Source organism: Psychroflexus aurantiacus (genome assembly GCF_010820555.1).
GTDB lineage: Bacteria > Bacteroidota > Bacteroidia > Flavobacteriales > Flavobacteriaceae > Psychroflexus > Psychroflexus aurantiacus.
This window is the reverse complement of record NZ_JAAIKD010000004.1, coordinates 228,524-244,316: the sequence shown is the minus strand read 5'-3', so window position 1 is coordinate 244,316 and position 15,793 is coordinate 228,524. Positions and strand designations below refer to the sequence as shown.

The window sequence follows — 15,793 nt, the reverse complement described above, 5'->3', positions numbered from 1 at the left end:
TGATGAGAACCGTTGCTTAAGCCGTTGCTAGTTTTGCAACGGTAATTAAAAAGTTGTTGAAATACCGTTGCTGTTTCGTTGCAGAACTGTTGGATGCTGTTGCATAACCGTTGCAACACCGTTGCAATACCATTGCAGAATATTTGCAATCTTGTTGTAGTCCTGTTGCAAGAACCGTTGCTAGTTTTGCAACGAATATTAAATCCCGTTGATGTTTTTAGCAAAGCGATTATAAGGGGTGTTGCAAAGTTTTTAATTAAACTTTTTAGTAATATTTAATTTCTAATTCACTTTTATTAAACAAATAAAATCCTTTAATATTTTGACTTGATCTTGAAGTTTTTCGTTTGAAGATGTCAATGTTGTGTCAAGTTTTTTTGAATCAGGAAGCATTTTATATAAATTCAATAGATAGGATATCTTTATTGCATAATTAACATTTTCAACTTCTATTCCAATAGCTTTACCATTAAGACGCGATGAAGTAATACCAATTATATTCCCTGAACTATTAAATAATGGCCCACCGCTGTTACCTGGCTGAAGAGGTACAGTAGTTTGATAGTACCTAACATCATCAGCAATACCAGTTAAAGAACTTATAATGCCATCAGTAACCTTGTAGTTTTCACCCATAAAATTATTGAGTGGATAACCTATTGTGTAAACTTTTTCGCCAATTTCAGCTTTTTCAATTAGAGAATATGGAATGTTATCTAAAGTGAAAAAACTTGAATCATCAATTTTTAAGAGTGCCACATCATTTTGGTTATCTAACAGTACCACCTTTGCTTTGTAATTAAATTTCTCTGAATTATTATTTATTATAATATTAATTTCATTTGCATTTTGTACAATATGAGCATTGGTTGCAATTAAACCATCCTTTGAGATAAAAAAACCACTCCCCGTAGATTTTATGGATACATCCAAATTTTCAGGTTTATTTTCTAAAAAAGGATAAGTCTTTACAAATTTGGATATTTCTTTTTGACCATTTTTGCTATTACGAAGTTCTACAGATAAAAAACCTCCATTTTCAATTTTTGTAAACGTTTCATCTAGTAATTTATAATCTGTATACCACTTAGTTAAATATAGATTTTTAATTGAAGTAGGTTTTAAAGTTGCTTTGATTTCACCAGCTAACCAATTTTTATTTTCAGACTCAATAAGTATGGCTTTATAGCCTTTTTCATATTTTTTAATTGCTAAAATAAGGTGACCAATTAATCTCGATTCATAAGATTTATAAATCCCTTCAAGAGGTTCTAAGTTAGCCTTATCAAAATATTCTTTTAATTCTTTTTCTGTTGATGAGACCTGAATATCTGGTGTTTTATTTTGATCAAATTCATATCTAGATTTACTGATTTCATAAAATACTTTTTTTATAGCTCTATTGAAATTTTTCCCTACCCCAGTATATTTACCCACTATATCTTTGTTGTTGTTAATTAGAGTAAGATTTATAGTTTCATCATCAAACACAACATTTGTATGTGATATAGAACAAGTTAATAAAAGGCCTAAATTATTTTTTAATTCATTTGGTACATCTGATAAATCATTTAAAACAATGAAATCCATTTTTTTAAAACTTTCTTTTACATTTTCGGATATTTCAAAATAATCAGTTAGGACCCTGTTAGTGTTATCTCTTTTGTATTTTAGGGTTTCAACATACACATATTTGTAACCATTTAAGTTTTGTCCGTTAGAAAACAAATAAAAAAATATAAGTGTTAGTGTTAGTATCTTTTTCATAATAGGATTTTGGTTCAATCATAAACATACAACTTTCAAAAGTAATTATTCAAAACGTGCTTGCATTTTTAGTAGGAAGAATACATAAACGAAATCTAGGCGAGTCTTTAGTGCTATTAAGCCTTAACAGCGGCTATACATAAGGACCGTTAATTGAGCCATTGATAATTTTGCAACTGTAAATTAAAAATTGTTGCAACACCGTTGCAATCTTGTTGCAGGTTTGTTGCAATGCCGTTGCAGATTTCGCAACAGTGAATTTGAAATTTTTGCAATCGTATTACTTAGCTATTGAAGAACCGTTGCAACACAGTTGCTATTTAGTTGCAATGTTGTTGCGGAACCGTTGGAATCTTTTCAAGGAACCGTTGAATTATGTTGAAGAGCCGTTGCAGAGCTGTTGCAATGCCGTTGCAACACCGTTGTAGCTTTTGCAACGTTAAATATCAATATGTTTCAACACCATTGCAATGTCGTTGCAATATTGTTGCAGGACTACTGCATTTAATCTGATGATTTTTTTTACGCTTTAATTGTTTGTATAGATATCATCTTGTTTTCCTTCTACAAATTTGTTCTCAATCAAATTATTAAAATAAAAATGATCTTCGAAAATGAACAAAAATTCAATCGTATTTTCAAAATCAGATTTATCAATGAAGAATTTATAAAATTTTGTTTCTGGCAAGTGAATGGTTTGTTTTATATGATTTTCGTTCAATCCTAATTCCCCATAATAAAGATTTTCTACTACAAATAAAACATAAGATTTATCCCACATTTTGAAATGCTTTTTCATCCACAAATTCAACTCAGTTAAATTATGCTGTATTTTATAGTAGATCTCTAGCTCATTTTTAAAAAAGCTCTCACGCCTCTGATATTTTGATATTTTGTCTAAGCAGTCATACACTTCTAAAAAGCGAACATTATTTGGATACTTATCAACTTCAGTTCTTAAATACGTGCTACTAAATCTTTCATCTACTATAAATCTATGATCTATAGCCAATTTCTTATATAGGTCACTATGCTTAAGCAACCACCACTCTATCATCGCTATGTTATATAGCCTATCTACTCCCAGTCGGAGAAATTCATTCATAGCTTTTCTAGAAGTTTCCATATAAAGAATTTGCTCTTTTAGTGATTTTAAGAATTAAGATTATATCTCGTTATTATTCATTAACCAAATGGAATAACTCGTAATAAAATGACATTTATATAGCTTAGTATTTTTAGTCAGATTTTAAATAGTTCAGTTTGGGTAAGCTTATACTTAGTTATACAGAAAGGCTTGTGTCATGTTGAAAATGTGTGATAGCAAAACATACTCTTTTGCAATTTTTGACTTTAGGCTTGGCTGGTGAGAATTCCAAATGTGTATGACTTTTAGCGTTTAGCTTTTTTTTCAATTAGCATTATAATTTCTTTAAATTCTTTTCTTTCCTTGTCATTCAATGATTCCATAAACTTTTCGATTCGTTCTTTTGAATCGTAATCCAGATTAATTTCATTTAATAAATTCACATCATTTTCTATACTTTCAGTAAATAAGTCGGTTTTACCTTCTTTCTCTATACTTAATAATTTCGAAAATCGGCAAAACTGCCCAATTTCAAACTGAACATCTAAAATCAGACTGTATTTTCCTTTTGTCAAAGTTTTTTGTCTTTCAATTTCTTTAACTGTTCCTAGTCCCAAGGTTTCAAGATAAACCTTTTCGTCATTTTGAAGTCTATCACTTTCAATCTCTGAAATTGATTTATACTTATCTTTTTTTACTGTTCCTGGATTTTTAAAATCAGCTCTACTTTCAGAAATTTCAAGTAAGCGAATTGAAATTGCATCTAGGTAATCAATGTCTTGAACGCTTTTCCATTTAGTAGGAATAATTGATTGACCATGTAATCCACCAATTAAACCGCCAGTAAATGCTGCTATACTATCTGTATCTGTACCAATAGAGTTTACAGCTTGCTCTATTCCCTTTAATGGTTCATTAAAATATTTACATGTCAAATAGATACCTGCAATTACTGTAGAAGTGCCTGAACCTTTTGTCTCATTTTTATAACAACCTAGTTTTGTTAACACTTCAAAGTCCGTTGCATTATTATTTATTAATTTATAAACAACACGTAAATAGTCTTGTGTTTCATTTACTATGGATTTGAAAAGGTTTCTAAATGGTTCTTTTGAATTTCTATTCCATTCACTTTCCCAATTTTTAAATCTTGATTTTTCTAAAAAGTCAGTATTAAATTTTTGATGAATATCTTTTCCTAATTCGGTTAGAAAATTTGTGTAATTAAAGTTTTCTGGACTGAATCTAAGTATAGTATCAATAGAGTACCCATACAACATAGCTCCTAATATTGCTCTTGGATGTCCGTGAGTTATTATACTATTTCCAAATATCTCTTCTTGAATTTTGTCTTGTTCACCAAAATTGGCTAAAGCGATTGGCAAAACTCTCATTGCTGCGCCATTTGCTCCACTTTCTCTATAATCGACAGTTGCCTTCCCTACCTTGAACTTAAAAAAATTATTGTTCCAATTTGCGGATTTTCTTTCAATTTTTCTTGCTGCATTTTTAATGGTTCTGCCCGCACCTCTTGAATAAAGCAACCATTCAGGCAACTCTTTTTTTGCAAAATATTCTTGGTCTACAAAACCATCTCTTTTAATTGAGCGAGCTACAGAAAGTAATAATTGAGTGTCATCAGAATATGAACCTGAATTAAGTTTATCTACATATCCATAAAATCTTCCTCCAACATTCTTTTCCCAATCATGAAATGAATTGATATAATCAGTTCCAAACTTTTTCTTTAATGACATTTTGTTTTTTTCAAACTCAGTCATCCAGCCTAAAGCATCTCCTATGGCTGCGAGTTTTATGCTTCCTTTATATTTTGTATCTGCTCTCATTTTGAACGATCTGGTGAAAATATCTCTTCATCAATTAAAAATTTACTAGTATCAAAAGAATACATTGCAGCTTTAGCTTCAGCTAATTCTTCTTTTGATTCAAAACAGACAGACATTATACTATCTGAAGGTATTTCATTTTTTACTAATATTTCTGCTTGAACATCTGTAGGGTATTTTGGAAGTATTGAATCTCTCGAAATTGTTCGAACACTATTAAATGAGTTTATTCTAAGTTGTTCATTAAAAAGCATCTTAAATTTATCTAAATCTCCTGTAATCCTATATTGATTTTTTGAAGCATTTGATGCTGCGTTAGTTACTGAGAAAAGAGTATCTTCTTCAAAAATATGTTTTGGGTCTATCTTTAAAACACACCAAGTAATAGTGAAATCATCCTTAGTTTTTTGTCTAAAACGTGAAAACAAAAACGTATTGACACTTGAAAGAGATAAATTAATAAACCTTTTATCATCATATCTTACACCATCTGTAAATTGCACATAATCTAAAATATCGAATTGCTTAATGTCCAGATTCTCTAGCTTGGCTCTACTCATTAGTTTATTATTATCTAGAATACTGAATAAGTTCCTTGTAGGTGTAAAATGAACCAAATACTCTATTCCTCTTTTGCTTATTTCATTTTGAAAATCTTTATAGTTAGACTTTAAATTCATTTTTTAACTCTTAAATATATGGTCATCAATTTTGACTGATATTATTTAATAAACTAGAATCAATTTCAACTAAATATCTTGACGGATTTACTCTATCACTTGAAAATAGGAATAAATTATTTCTTGCTCTTGTCATACAAGTATAAAGTAATCTACGTTCTGTAGAAATATGGTATTCATCATCTGCTTCGATAAACCCTTTAGGAAAAGGAATAACATCATCATTTATATCAAGAATAAAAACATTATTAAACTCAAGGCCTTTAATTGACGACATTGTGCAGACTTTAATACTTTCACTATCGTAATTAATTGGTGTATTAGATTTGACTAATTCAGTTGAAAAACCATTTGTATCCAAAAAGTGTTTTATCTGCTTTACACCATTTGTTGACCTATGAAGTACAACTGTACTCTTACTTTTATCGTTATTCCTGAGTAATGAAATCCTTTCTTTAAGACAATTGAGTTGTTCATTAAAATTTGAAAAATATCCCACCTTTGGTTTCTCACCTTCTCTTACTGAATATTCCAATTCTGTGAAATCTTCATTATCTTCTTCATGATTAAGTAAAGACATAGCAGCTTCAGCTATTTGAATTGTATTTCTATAATTCTTTTTAAATGCTATGGTCCTTCTCCCTCTTACTTCCAACCCAACTTCCTTCCAGTTAAATCCACTCTTATAAATTCTCTGAGCTGCATCAGCTATAATCGACAAACTGTTTGTTTCTTTATCAACTAAGCTTGAAATTGTAAGGATTTGAGCTTTATTCAGGTCTTGTGCTTCGTCAATTATTATATGACTAAATGGAGGAATAAAATTCGGATCATTTTTTATTTTATTTAAGGCCAAAATAGCATAATCATCAAAATCAATTTGTCCTTTATTTTTTAGTACTTGATTATATTTTTCATAAACTTCCCAAATCACTTCTTTATCAGTTTTTGTTACACGATCAGAAGTCCCTCTTCCTTTTCTCGCTGCTTCGAGATATTCTTGTTTGTTTTTGAAAAGCTTCCCTTTAACCCAAGAAATTTCTTCCTGAAAAAACTCTGCTTTTTTGCTTAAAATATTTGATTTATCAGAAGTCATTTTACTAATAATGTCATCAATAAATTTTATTTGCGTCCAATGCATTATTGTTTGATTATATTTTATTCCAGCAAAGTGATAAGCCCAGCTATGGAAGTTAATTATATCAACGTTTAATCCATCTGCTGTTTTAGGTTTAATTTCGTTAGAATCTTTCTGATATCCTCCATTGATGTAAGGTTTAATGGCTTTTATATATGCAGCAAGTGTTTTATTATATGTAAAAATCACAATTTTAGTTTCCTTGAAAAGATTAGCTTGAGTTTCCAGAAGATGTTTAGCTCGATAAAGTGCTACAGTAGTTTTTCCACTTCCTGCAACTCCTTTTATTTGAATAGGATTAGTAGCTGGTAAGAATAATACATTTTTCTGTTCACCTACTAGAGTAATTTTTTTAAGCATTTCAACAAGATTTTGTCTAATTTAAATAAAAAAATAATACTTAACTTTTTTATATATTTAGAAAAATAGTATTAAAAAGCCAGTCCAATCAAATTATATTATCAGAATATCTAATAAGGATTATGTATACTATTAAGCATGAGATATTTAAGATATTCTGACAAAAAAATTAATCTTTTAAAAAAGGTAATCTTAGTATTCACATAGCTTTTTTTTCAAAAAAAAAATTTATTAAAAAGACATGATATGTCCTTTTAGTAAAATTTAGGTTGCAAGGTCGCCTTAATTAATATTTGATATAATGTCACCCCCGCCTAATTTGATTAGCAGAAATTTGTAAAGCCCTAGACATAATTAAAATTCATTTTTTAGTCGTTGATTTATTTATAAAGAATACTAATTTAAATTCTAATAAATTGATAATTAAAGCAAATACATTAATCATCAACCATAATACAACCAAAAATAAACCCTCTAACATTGATTTAGAAACGGTTCATTCAAAAGCAATTGATTTATCATTGAAAGCCATTGATAGCCATTGAAATATAGTATATAAGTTTACATCAGTTATCATTAGGCTTCTGAAAAGCCTAAAATTAGTACACGAGAAAACCGTTAATTCATTTAAGTATAACTGACTAAAAAATTCCAGTCTTAGACAACTGATTCAGATGATCTTTTGACGACGCTTTAATATATTTAAGGAAGGTTTTTTCTGATTTATGACCTGTTGCTTGCATGATTGCCAATACAGGAACATTATCTAGGTAAGCATTTGTACAGAAACTTCTTCGTCCAGTATGTATAGTGATCAAATCATGCTTAGGTTTTCTTTCTATAACTTCTTCCCTCCCCTTTTTACTTTTTATTTTAACGATATCGTTTACTTCGGCAAGTTCTGCTATGTCCTTTATTTTTTTATTTATTTTTTGACTTGATACTTTAGGTGGAATTCGATTATCATATTTAGACAATACATTCGAAATTTTTGAACCTATAGGTATCACTATTCTAGATTGAGTTTTAATCATTTTTAACTCAAAATATTCTTCCTCATCTCCACTATCATTTTTTCTAGTTTTAATATTATCTGCTGTTAGATTTAATAAATCTGAAACCCTCAAACCTGAATAGCAGCTTATTAAAAACAAATTTCTTACTCGATTTAAAAAATCAGAATTACGTTGTTTAGATAAATCTACATTTTTGATTTTTTCGATCTCCTCATGTGTTAAATAGATGTGATCACTTTCTCCTTTGGGCTGAGTAAAAGATCGAGTCTTATAATCTAAGCTTTTATGATACTTTCTCTCAAAAGCATTATTCATAATTGTTTTTATGTTTTTGATATGGTTACCAATGTAATTTGGTGAGTACCCGTCATCCAAAAGCATATTGATAAACTGCTCATGAAAAAGTAAATCAATATCATCAAACTCCAAAGGCCCATAAATAGATTCATACTGTTCAATTTTAGCAATTGTCGTTTTGATAGGCTTCATTGACTCTTTAGAATAAGATTGAGACATGCCAGGCTTGACATGAATTAAATAATATTTTACGTACCATTTATAGAATTTCAAAAAACTAGTCGATTTATCTTTATCCTTCTTGCGTTTTGAAACTTTCCCAAATAAACTCAAATCAAATTTTATGCGTTCTGAGTCCAATTCAATTTCGTTTTGCTCGTATTGGTAAATTAGTTCTTCAGCGTATTGTTTAAATTCATCTAAATCTTTATTCTTATTGACAGCTTCTCGGTCATCATTATTAACCTTAATCCTTTGATTAGATTTATTCCAGTTTTTAATATTGCTGATAGAAATCTTCATTTTGTATCTAACCACTTTTTTCTTTCCATAATTGAAGTGTAAATAAATACTTGCTGAACCATCTTTTCGTTCACGAATTTTATAAGAAACTGATGCCATAGAAATAAATTAAAATACTTAAAATTTGAATTTTACGTGTAGCCCACGTGTAGCCCAAAGGTATATTTTAAATAATTCGCAAGTAAACTTTTAGTTGAGTTAATTTAACAAACACCTTAAAAAGCCTTAATATAAAGGGTTTTAGCTTAACTTTTGCTAATGTAAAGATAAAAAGAAATAATTTTTAGGGAATCCTGTCGCGATCACGACAAGCACAAAACCACATTCTAAGGAATGTGGTTTTTTTGTTTTACACAAGTTTCAAAAGCATAGCTTTTGTATACGCAGCGTAAACTATAAAGACCAAAATGGCGATAGCCATGGTTTTGTATTTCCAGCAGAAAACGCACTCAGGATATACAGTCCTGTCTCGCTTACACTCATCAGCAAACCACCCCTTACCTCTACGAATACATAGCTGTTTTTTATGTTTACTATAACTATTATATAAGCCGAGGAAAGCACAATAAAAATTAATTTTGCAGATTGATTACCAATCACTTAAAATCAAGTTATGAAACGAGGACCATTATTATCCTGGGATATATACTCCGTATACATATATAATTTCTTAAAATCTTTGAGAAAAAAACAGGAATTCAAATTTCTAGATAAATTCCATTCCAAGTACAATTGGGATTTCCAGATTGAAGAAACCCTCTTTAAAAATGAGTATAAGGCTTTGGTCATTACAGATAAGAACCAGAAAATAATTTGGGTGAATGAAGGTTTTAAAGATATGACCGGATACAGTCTCAATTTTGTTAAGAATAAAAGCCCTAAATTTTTACAGGGAGAGAAAACCTCTCAAAAGGCTTTGCAGAACATCAGAGAACACCTTTCAAAAAACGCATATTGTGAGGAATCCATGGTAAATTACCGAAAAGACGGTAGAGAATATATCTGCGAAATTAAAATCTTTCCCATTTTAAATGCCAATCAAAAAGTCGAACACTATTTGGCATTGGAAAACGAAATTAGCTTAAACTAACACGTTCCACTTAAATCCAGCTTTTATCGGTGGTAGATTCAATTTTGTAGAGCAGGTAATTCAACAGCTCTACAGCTTCATCGTATTTTAGATATTCCACATTCACCGTTCCCGCAGCGGTCTCCACTACCAGGTCAGCATGCCCATTATACTGCTGGAAAATGTTTCGGCTTAGTCTAACCGAATGCAGCTTATGAATTTCGATGATATCAAATCGGGTATCGATAGATCCTTTGCGAATGGAAATCAAGTCAGCGTTAACCCCAATACTGCTTTTTTTGACCTTTAAGTAAGCTATCCCTGTTAATCCTAGGAATACGATAACTAAACCCGTAATGCTTAGCCAATTCAGGTAGAAAAAATAAGCCACTGCCGTGAGTATGACCATCAGAATCAGATTCTTGTAAAAATACCTGAAGAACAGTCTTCCCTGAGACCGGGACAATTCATAGACCAAGTCATTCAGTTCGAGCTGGAATAAAGACTTAAATAAAACCCTGAGGTTTTCTTTTGACAAACCAACCAATCCAATTTTTTGTTTTTCAGTTAGTTGTTTTGAGGCGGCCTGACTCACGAATACACTTCGAATTTTAAACAACTTCTTAATGGGATTGGTCCTGATTTCAAAAATCTGAGTTTTGGTTTTCTTAATGACTTTATTTACCCGCTTAAAAAGCCCGTATTCAACTTCGAAGTTTTGCTGATTTTTAAAGATTTTTAGGTTATAATACTTTAAAACGGTGGACAGGACGGTTATCAAAAAGCCTAAAATAATGACAGCTATAAGGATAGCAGATAGAAATGAAAGGGTTTCGGGGATTCTGTTTTTAAAATCTTCTTCCAGGTTTAGATCAAAGACTGCCGTAAGAAAATCCATGATGAAATTGTACAAATACGCTAGAAAAGCAAGCAACAATCCTACGCCTTTGAATAAATTTGAGCTGATTCCAACTTTAATCAGGGTTTTGAAATTCAATGCAAATAAAAGATCTTCTTCTTCAGTGTCGGTCTGGTCCTTGATTTCGTCGGACTCCTCGTCTTCAGCAAGACTCACGTCTTCATCGGTGAGTTTGTTTTTTTCTTCAATCAGCTTTGTTTTAAGCGAGGTGGCAAACTCTTTATCCAGCGCCTTTATTTTGATTTCTGCAGTGCCCTCGCCTGCCGTTTCAATTTCAAAGCCAACGACATTCAGGAGTTGCTGAAGCACATTCTGCTGAAGATTGATGTTCTGAATTCTTTCAAAAGGAATTTCAATGTGACTCAGTTTAATCACCCCGCTGTCCAGATGAAAGGCATCTTCCTGAATTGAAAATTTAAACTTCTTATAGGATAAGTAAGAAAACACAAACTGAAGAATAACCAGCAAAGCCAGACCGATATAAATATAAGTGCCGTAATCTTTAAACAAATTATTTTGAAGAAAAGGGATGGCTAAAATGTAGATGTTTTGCTTTATCCTTTTGGCGAGATCGGTTATAAATATGAGGAAAATACCATTAAAGGACTGTAACCGTGGTTTTGAAAAATCAATTTTTGCCATCCACTACCGTTGTTTTGTCCAGAACCTTAGCCTTCAGTTTTTGAGCAGTTGATTGGTCAAGTCCGTCAATAATCAGGTCGCCGGAAGAGGCCCCTGCGGTATACAGTCTTAAGGTATACAGGGAAAATAATCTTGAAAGCGGACCTTGTTTTATTTCAACATGCTGTATTCTGTTGTAGGGAACTACGGTTTCAGTAAAGTGAAAAAATCCGGACTGGTAAATCATGTCATGTTGCCTCACTCCAAATTTTCTGACAGGAAAACCTTTTTCGATCTCGATAGTCCTCAGAATAAAAATAACACCTAAAACTATTAAGGCAGTGACAGGAATCCACATGGGGATTCGATCAAAAAACAACCCCACTACCGGAATTGCAAATAAGACTAGAAAAACGACTGACTCATTCAGCCACAGAAGCTTTTTATACCTTTTTTCTACAGCTTCTAAATCAACGGATTTAAAATCAGGCAGGTCTGAGGTATGAATGCCTAAGTTTTCAAAATTCATATCAATAAAAAGCTTTTACGCGTTCGCCATTTCTGTATAAACCAACAAATGCATCTTTAAAATTAAGTCGGCTTAAAACTTTTCTAAGCTCTTCTGCTTCAGCTTTGGTTTCAAAAACTCCCATGGTATACAAATCAAAATCCTTATACTCTGCCTTGTTGAGCAAGTTATACTGACCTGATGAAAGATTGACATTGAATGTTTTAAATGCACCCAGCTGAACGGCATAAAACTCCTCTAATTTTTCGGTGGAAGCAGCCTGAGAAGCCTGGGCTTCCAGTTCTGAAATTTTAGCCTGATAGTCGTTCAGCGTAGATTCTTTTACAACCACTTCGTCTTCTGCTATGGGATTCCCTTCCTTAAGCCCAAAAAGCGCAGGTTGAAACATAACCGCATAAATCATTGCCAAAAATAACAAGCCAAAAAGCAGTGTGGAAAAGACCAGGCCTCTTCGCTCGCCTTTCAGGTTTCTTTTTTCCTTATAAACCTTAAGAAGTTCCTGTTCTTTTTCTTTCAGTCTTGCTATTGCTTCATTTTTTTGGTTCTCAATCTCCTGAAGCTCTTGTTCGGTTAGAATTGGCATGGCTTTAAAATTAGTGATTATCAGTTATGAACATCCTAATTTAAGAAATCCATTTGATATTTTTAAAGTTTGGTTTTCTTTTTTCCAAAAAGGCATTTCTTCCTTCTTTGGCTTCTTCTGTCATATACGCCAGACGGGTAGCTTCGCCTGCAAAAACCTGCTGACCCACCATACCATCATCTGTGGCATTAAAGGCGAATTTGAGCATTTTGATTGAGGTCGGAGATTTTTCCAAAATTTCCTGAGCCCAGTCATAGGCTGTAGATTCCAGTTCATCATGAGGTATAACGGCATTGACCATTCCCATATCAAAAGCCTCCTGTGCAGAATAGTTTCTTCCCAAAAAGAAGATTTCCCTTGCTTTCTTTTGCCCTACCATTTTTGCTAAATAAGCAGAACCGTAGCCCCCGTCGAAACTGGTCACATCGGCATCGGTCTGTTTGAATACAGCGTGTTCCTGACTGGCAAGGCTAAGGTCACAAACCACGTGCAAAGAATGTCCTCCTCCTACAGCCCAGCCGGGAATGACGGCAATCACTACTTTAGGCATAAATCGAATCAGTCTTTGAACTTCAAGTATGTTCAATCTGGGCGTGCCGTCCTCATCGACATACCCCTGATGCCCTCTGGCATTCTGATCTCCTCCGCTACAGAACGCATATTTTCCATCTTTTGGAGAAGGACCTTCTCCTGAAAATAAAACCACGCCTATACTGGGGTCTTCCCTGGCATCCAGGAAAGCTTCAAAAAGTTCGCTGACCGTTTTAGGGCGAAAGGCATTTCTGACTTCAGGCCTGTTGAACGCAATTCTGGCAACCCCATTGCTCTTTTTGTAAGTAATATCTGTATAGTCTTTAACCGTTTTCCAGTTCATGTGTATATATTTAGTTTGAACATATTTTTTTATTCTCAGAATGGTATTCCAGTTCCTTAAAGACAAATTTATCCTTTTCTTCCTTATAAATCGAACATTCGTCAATAGGCCCCACATAAAGATGCAGGCTCATAGACCGGCCTTCGTTCAGGTTATGCAGGGAATGATAGCCCAGATCATCACTCATGTAAGAAAGCCGGTCTTCTGTCATCTTAACATCAGCGGTTAATTCTAATTCACCGTTTTTTTCGATGTAGCGCTTCTCTCGTAATTTACCTTTAGCCAGGTAAACCCAGCACTCTTCACCGTTATGGCAATGTATCGCAGTCTCCTGGCCTTCTTCCCAGCATAAGAGTAAAAGCTCATAATCCTCGGTTCTAAGCACACAATTTCTGGTGTAGGTATCCTCAGACCAGAATGCATAGGGAAGCAATTCCTGGTGTGGAATTGCTAATCGTTTTGCAAGAGTATAGTAGTCCTGACCTTCAGAAGTTTCTAAAACTTCTAAAAGTTTGCTTAAAGATGTGATGTTTTCTGAAGAGTCCATGCTTTTTAATTATTTTTATCAAAATACAAATCTATTTGATAGATAGTAAATATAAATTTCAAATAAGGCTTATGCAAGCAGAGCTTGAACTATTTCAGAAACTTTCACAAAAACTTTTACATCACGAGAAACAAGAGGGCGTCGTAAAGCCCATAGAGGCAGACAGGCTTCTGGATACTTTAAACCTTGAACTCGATAGCCAGGGTCTGGACCGGGAACCTCTTGAAAACCTGCTGGAAGACGTGGTCTTAAGCACACCCAGAACCTCTACCAAGTTATTCTTCAATCAGTTATTTGGCGGAAGAAACCCCAAAGGAACTTTAGGCGAGTTACTGGCGGTTATGCTCAATACCAGTATGTATACCTACAAGGTTGGCGGACCCCAGGTTGGTATTGAGAAAGTCATCATCAATAAGGTTTGTGAACTGCTCAATTTTGGCAAAAATGCCGATGGCACCTTTCCTCCGGGGGGATCCATGAGTAATTTTATGGCCATGTTAATGGCAAGAGATGCCTACAACCGAGATATAAAATTTGAAGGAGTTTCAGAAAAAATGCTGATTTATACTTCAGAAGCTTCCCACTATTCAATTACAAAAAACGCGATGTTTGGCGGTATTGGAATTGAACAAATACGACAAATTGAAACCGATGCTTACGGAAAAATGCTTCCTGAAGCGCTTGAGGAACAACTTGAAAAAGATATCAAAGCGGGACTGAATCCCTTTTTCGTCAATGCGACAGCCGGAACAACCGTGCTGGGTGCATTTGATGATATCAACGCCATACAAGAGGTCACTAAGAAATACAAAGACCTGTGGCTTCATGTGGATGGGGCCTATTGCGGTGCGGTGATGTTTAGCGATACCTATAAGCATCTCATAGAGGGTGTGGAAAAAGCAGATTCCTTTTGCTTCAATGCCCATAAGATGCTGAATGTACCGCTGAGCTGTTCCATCTTGATAACCAAAGAAAAGCACAATCTTAAGCATAGTTTTGCCTGTGAAGCCGATTATCTCTATCAAACCGATGATGATGACTACAATTTAGGCAAAACCTCCCTGCAGTGCGGCAGAAGAAATGATGCCCTCAAATTCTGGACCTTGTGGAAATCTATTGGAACCACTGGTCTGGAAAGAATGGTTGACCAGCAATTTAAGCTGGCAGAAACCGCTCGGGATTATATTCAAAACCATCCGGACTACGAGCTGTATTCCTACGAGGACTCCATCTCCGTTTGCTTCAATTACAAAAAAATAGACCCTAAGGATTTGTGCAATTCGTTGTACGAGGACGGAAAGCTGATGGTGGGTTATGGTGAATTTCAGGGACAAACCTTTGTGAGACTGGTGGCCATAAACAGCAATAACCAGGAAGAAGACATTCTGAACTTCTTTAAGATCATGGAAGCTTACGTGGAAGACAAAGCACTGGAACTGATCACAACTTAAGGCGTTCCATCATTTTTTCGACTACTTTAAAAGCTGCCGGACAAATTTCAACATTTTTTAAAGTAAGGTTGGAAATCTGCTGAAACTTTTTTCGGTTGGTATGCGGGAACTCCGCACAGGCTTTGGGTCTTACCTGATAAACTGAACAGTAATTATCTGAACCCAAAAACGGACAGGGCACACTCTGCAGCACATAATCCTTATCTTCATCAATCCTGAGGTAAGTAGAGATGAATGCTGAGGCTTTCATTCTGAAATGTTTAGATAAACGCTCAATATCTTTATTGGTAAACAGGGGTCCGGTTGTTTTACAGCAATTGGCACAAGTTAAGCAATCCACTTCCTCAAAGGTTTCATCATGCAGACTTTGCATGGTCTGATCCAGGTGCTTTGGAGGGCGCTTTTTTAAACGTTTGAAAAAATCCTTGTGTGTTTTATGTTTATCTTTGGCGAGACTGGGTAAGCCGTTCAGAAATTCATCCATTT

At 33.6% G+C, this 15,793-nt stretch carries 14 protein-coding genes; 2 read left to right on the top strand and 12 right to left on the bottom strand.

What is annotated here, in order from left to right:
- Nucleotides 1-282: 282 nt before the first annotated feature.
- The 6 genes from G3567_RS08580 to G3567_RS08555 form a co-directional block, all read right to left on the bottom strand.
- Nucleotides 283-1,767, bottom strand: coding sequence for a S1C family serine protease (locus G3567_RS08580; protein ID WP_164004918.1), 1,485 nt, complete (start codon nucleotides 1,765-1,767; stop codon nucleotides 283-285).
- A 529-nt stretch (nucleotides 1,768-2,296) separates the two neighbouring features.
- The gene (locus tag G3567_RS08575; protein WP_164004917.1) at nucleotides 2,297-2,893 is read right to left on the bottom strand and encodes a hypothetical protein; all 597 of its coding nucleotides are present in this window, start codon (nucleotides 2,891-2,893) and stop codon (nucleotides 2,297-2,299) included.
- A gap of 266 nt (nucleotides 2,894-3,159) precedes the next feature.
- Nucleotides 3,160-4,701, bottom strand: a complete 1,542-nt coding sequence (locus G3567_RS08570; protein WP_164004916.1) for an ADP-ribosylglycohydrolase family protein — start codon at nucleotides 4,699-4,701, stop codon at nucleotides 3,160-3,162.
- Complete coding sequence (locus tag G3567_RS08565) at nucleotides 4,698-5,381, bottom strand: DarT ssDNA thymidine ADP-ribosyltransferase family protein (protein ID WP_164004915.1); 684 nt, start codon at nucleotides 5,379-5,381, stop codon at nucleotides 4,698-4,700. Before G3567_RS08565 ends, G3567_RS08570 begins: the two co-directional genes overlap by 4 nt.
- A gap of 25 nt (nucleotides 5,382-5,406) precedes the next feature.
- Nucleotides 5,407-6,879, bottom strand: a complete 1,473-nt coding sequence (locus G3567_RS08560) for a UvrD-helicase domain-containing protein (protein ID WP_164004914.1) — start codon at nucleotides 6,877-6,879, stop codon at nucleotides 5,407-5,409.
- 641 nt (nucleotides 6,880-7,520) lie between these two features.
- A complete protein-coding gene (locus G3567_RS08555) occupies nucleotides 7,521-8,813 on the bottom strand; it encodes a site-specific integrase (protein ID WP_164004913.1) in 1,293 nt (430 codons plus the stop codon).
- 514 nt (nucleotides 8,814-9,327) lie between these two features.
- Between G3567_RS08555 and G3567_RS08550 the strand changes: the two genes are divergently transcribed.
- Nucleotides 9,328-9,804, top strand: coding sequence for a PAS domain-containing protein (locus G3567_RS08550; protein ID WP_164004912.1), 477 nt, complete (start codon nucleotides 9,328-9,330; stop codon nucleotides 9,802-9,804).
- Between the two features lie 10 nt (nucleotides 9,805-9,814).
- On the opposite strand, the gene G3567_RS08545 is transcribed toward G3567_RS08550, so the two are convergent.
- From G3567_RS08545 to G3567_RS08525, 5 genes are read right to left on the bottom strand one after another with little or no spacing between them, the layout of a single operon-like run.
- The gene (locus G3567_RS08545; RefSeq protein ID WP_164004911.1) at nucleotides 9,815-11,344 is read right to left on the bottom strand and encodes a PH domain-containing protein; all 1,530 of its coding nucleotides are present in this window, start codon (nucleotides 11,342-11,344) and stop codon (nucleotides 9,815-9,817) included.
- Nucleotides 11,331-11,852, bottom strand: coding sequence for a PH domain-containing protein (locus G3567_RS08540; RefSeq protein ID WP_164004910.1), 522 nt, complete (start codon nucleotides 11,850-11,852; stop codon nucleotides 11,331-11,333). Before G3567_RS08540 ends, G3567_RS08545 begins: the two co-directional genes overlap by 14 nt.
- Before the next feature lies 1 nt (nucleotide 11,853).
- A complete protein-coding gene (locus G3567_RS08535) occupies nucleotides 11,854-12,435 on the bottom strand; it encodes an SPOR domain-containing protein (RefSeq protein ID WP_164004909.1) in 582 nt (193 codons plus the stop codon).
- A gap of 40 nt (nucleotides 12,436-12,475) precedes the next feature.
- Nucleotides 12,476-13,309, bottom strand: coding sequence for a 1,4-dihydroxy-2-naphthoyl-CoA synthase (locus tag G3567_RS08530; protein WP_235923529.1), 834 nt, complete (start codon nucleotides 13,307-13,309; stop codon nucleotides 12,476-12,478).
- Nucleotides 13,310-13,319: 10 nt separating this feature from the next.
- Nucleotides 13,320-13,856, bottom strand: a complete 537-nt coding sequence (locus G3567_RS08525; protein WP_164004908.1) for a cysteine dioxygenase — start codon at nucleotides 13,854-13,856, stop codon at nucleotides 13,320-13,322.
- 71 nt (nucleotides 13,857-13,927) lie between these two features.
- Between G3567_RS08525 and G3567_RS08520 the strand changes: the two genes are divergently transcribed.
- Nucleotides 13,928-15,307 (top strand): pyridoxal phosphate-dependent decarboxylase family protein, encoded by a 1,380-nt coding sequence (locus G3567_RS08520; RefSeq protein WP_164004907.1) that lies wholly within the window; start codon nucleotides 13,928-13,930, stop codon nucleotides 15,305-15,307.
- Here G3567_RS08520 and G3567_RS08515 read toward each other — a convergent pair.
- Entirely contained in the window at nucleotides 15,297-15,791 is a 495-nt protein-coding gene (locus G3567_RS08515; protein WP_164004906.1) for a YkgJ family cysteine cluster protein, read from the bottom strand. The two genes, G3567_RS08520 and G3567_RS08515, sit on opposite strands and share 11 nt — an antisense overlap.
- Between the last annotated feature and the right edge of the window lie 2 nt (nucleotides 15,792-15,793).

What these genes read in the sequence shown, in the direction of transcription:
- G3567_RS08555 (WP_164004913.1), bottom strand. Translation starts at nt 8,813, where the DNA reads ATGGCATCAGTTTCTTATAAAATTCGTGAACGAAAAGATGGTTCAGCA.
- G3567_RS08580 (WP_164004918.1), bottom strand. Translation starts at nt 1,767, where the DNA reads ATGAAAAAGATACTAACACTAACACTTATATTTTTTTATTTGTTTTCT.
- G3567_RS08545 (WP_164004911.1), bottom strand. Translation starts at nt 11,344, where the DNA reads ATGGCAAAAATTGATTTTTCAAAACCACGGTTACAGTCCTTTAATGGT.
- G3567_RS08525 (WP_164004908.1), bottom strand. Translation starts at nt 13,856, where the DNA reads ATGGACTCTTCAGAAAACATCACATCTTTAAGCAAACTTTTAGAAGTT.
- G3567_RS08550 (WP_164004912.1), top strand. Translation starts at nt 9,328, where the DNA reads ATGAAACGAGGACCATTATTATCCTGGGATATATACTCCGTATACATA.
- G3567_RS08560 (WP_164004914.1), bottom strand. Translation starts at nt 6,879, where the DNA reads ATGCTTAAAAAAATTACTCTAGTAGGTGAACAGAAAAATGTATTATTC.
- G3567_RS08535 (WP_164004909.1), bottom strand. Translation starts at nt 12,435, where the DNA reads ATGCCAATTCTAACCGAACAAGAGCTTCAGGAGATTGAGAACCAAAAA.
- G3567_RS08540 (WP_164004910.1), bottom strand. Translation starts at nt 11,852, where the DNA reads ATGAATTTTGAAAACTTAGGCATTCATACCTCAGACCTGCCTGATTTT.
- G3567_RS08515 (WP_164004906.1), bottom strand. Translation starts at nt 15,791, where the DNA reads ATGGATGAATTTCTGAACGGCTTACCCAGTCTCGCCAAAGATAAACAT.
- G3567_RS08530 (WP_235923529.1), bottom strand. Translation starts at nt 13,309, where the DNA reads ATGAACTGGAAAACGGTTAAAGACTATACAGATATTACTTACAAAAAG.
- G3567_RS08575 (WP_164004917.1), bottom strand. Translation starts at nt 2,893, where the DNA reads ATGGAAACTTCTAGAAAAGCTATGAATGAATTTCTCCGACTGGGAGTA.
- G3567_RS08565 (WP_164004915.1), bottom strand. Translation starts at nt 5,381, where the DNA reads ATGAATTTAAAGTCTAACTATAAAGATTTTCAAAATGAAATAAGCAAA.
- G3567_RS08570 (WP_164004916.1), bottom strand. Translation starts at nt 4,701, where the DNA reads ATGAGAGCAGATACAAAATATAAAGGAAGCATAAAACTCGCAGCCATA.
- G3567_RS08520 (WP_164004907.1), top strand. Translation starts at nt 13,928, where the DNA reads ATGCAAGCAGAGCTTGAACTATTTCAGAAACTTTCACAAAAACTTTTA.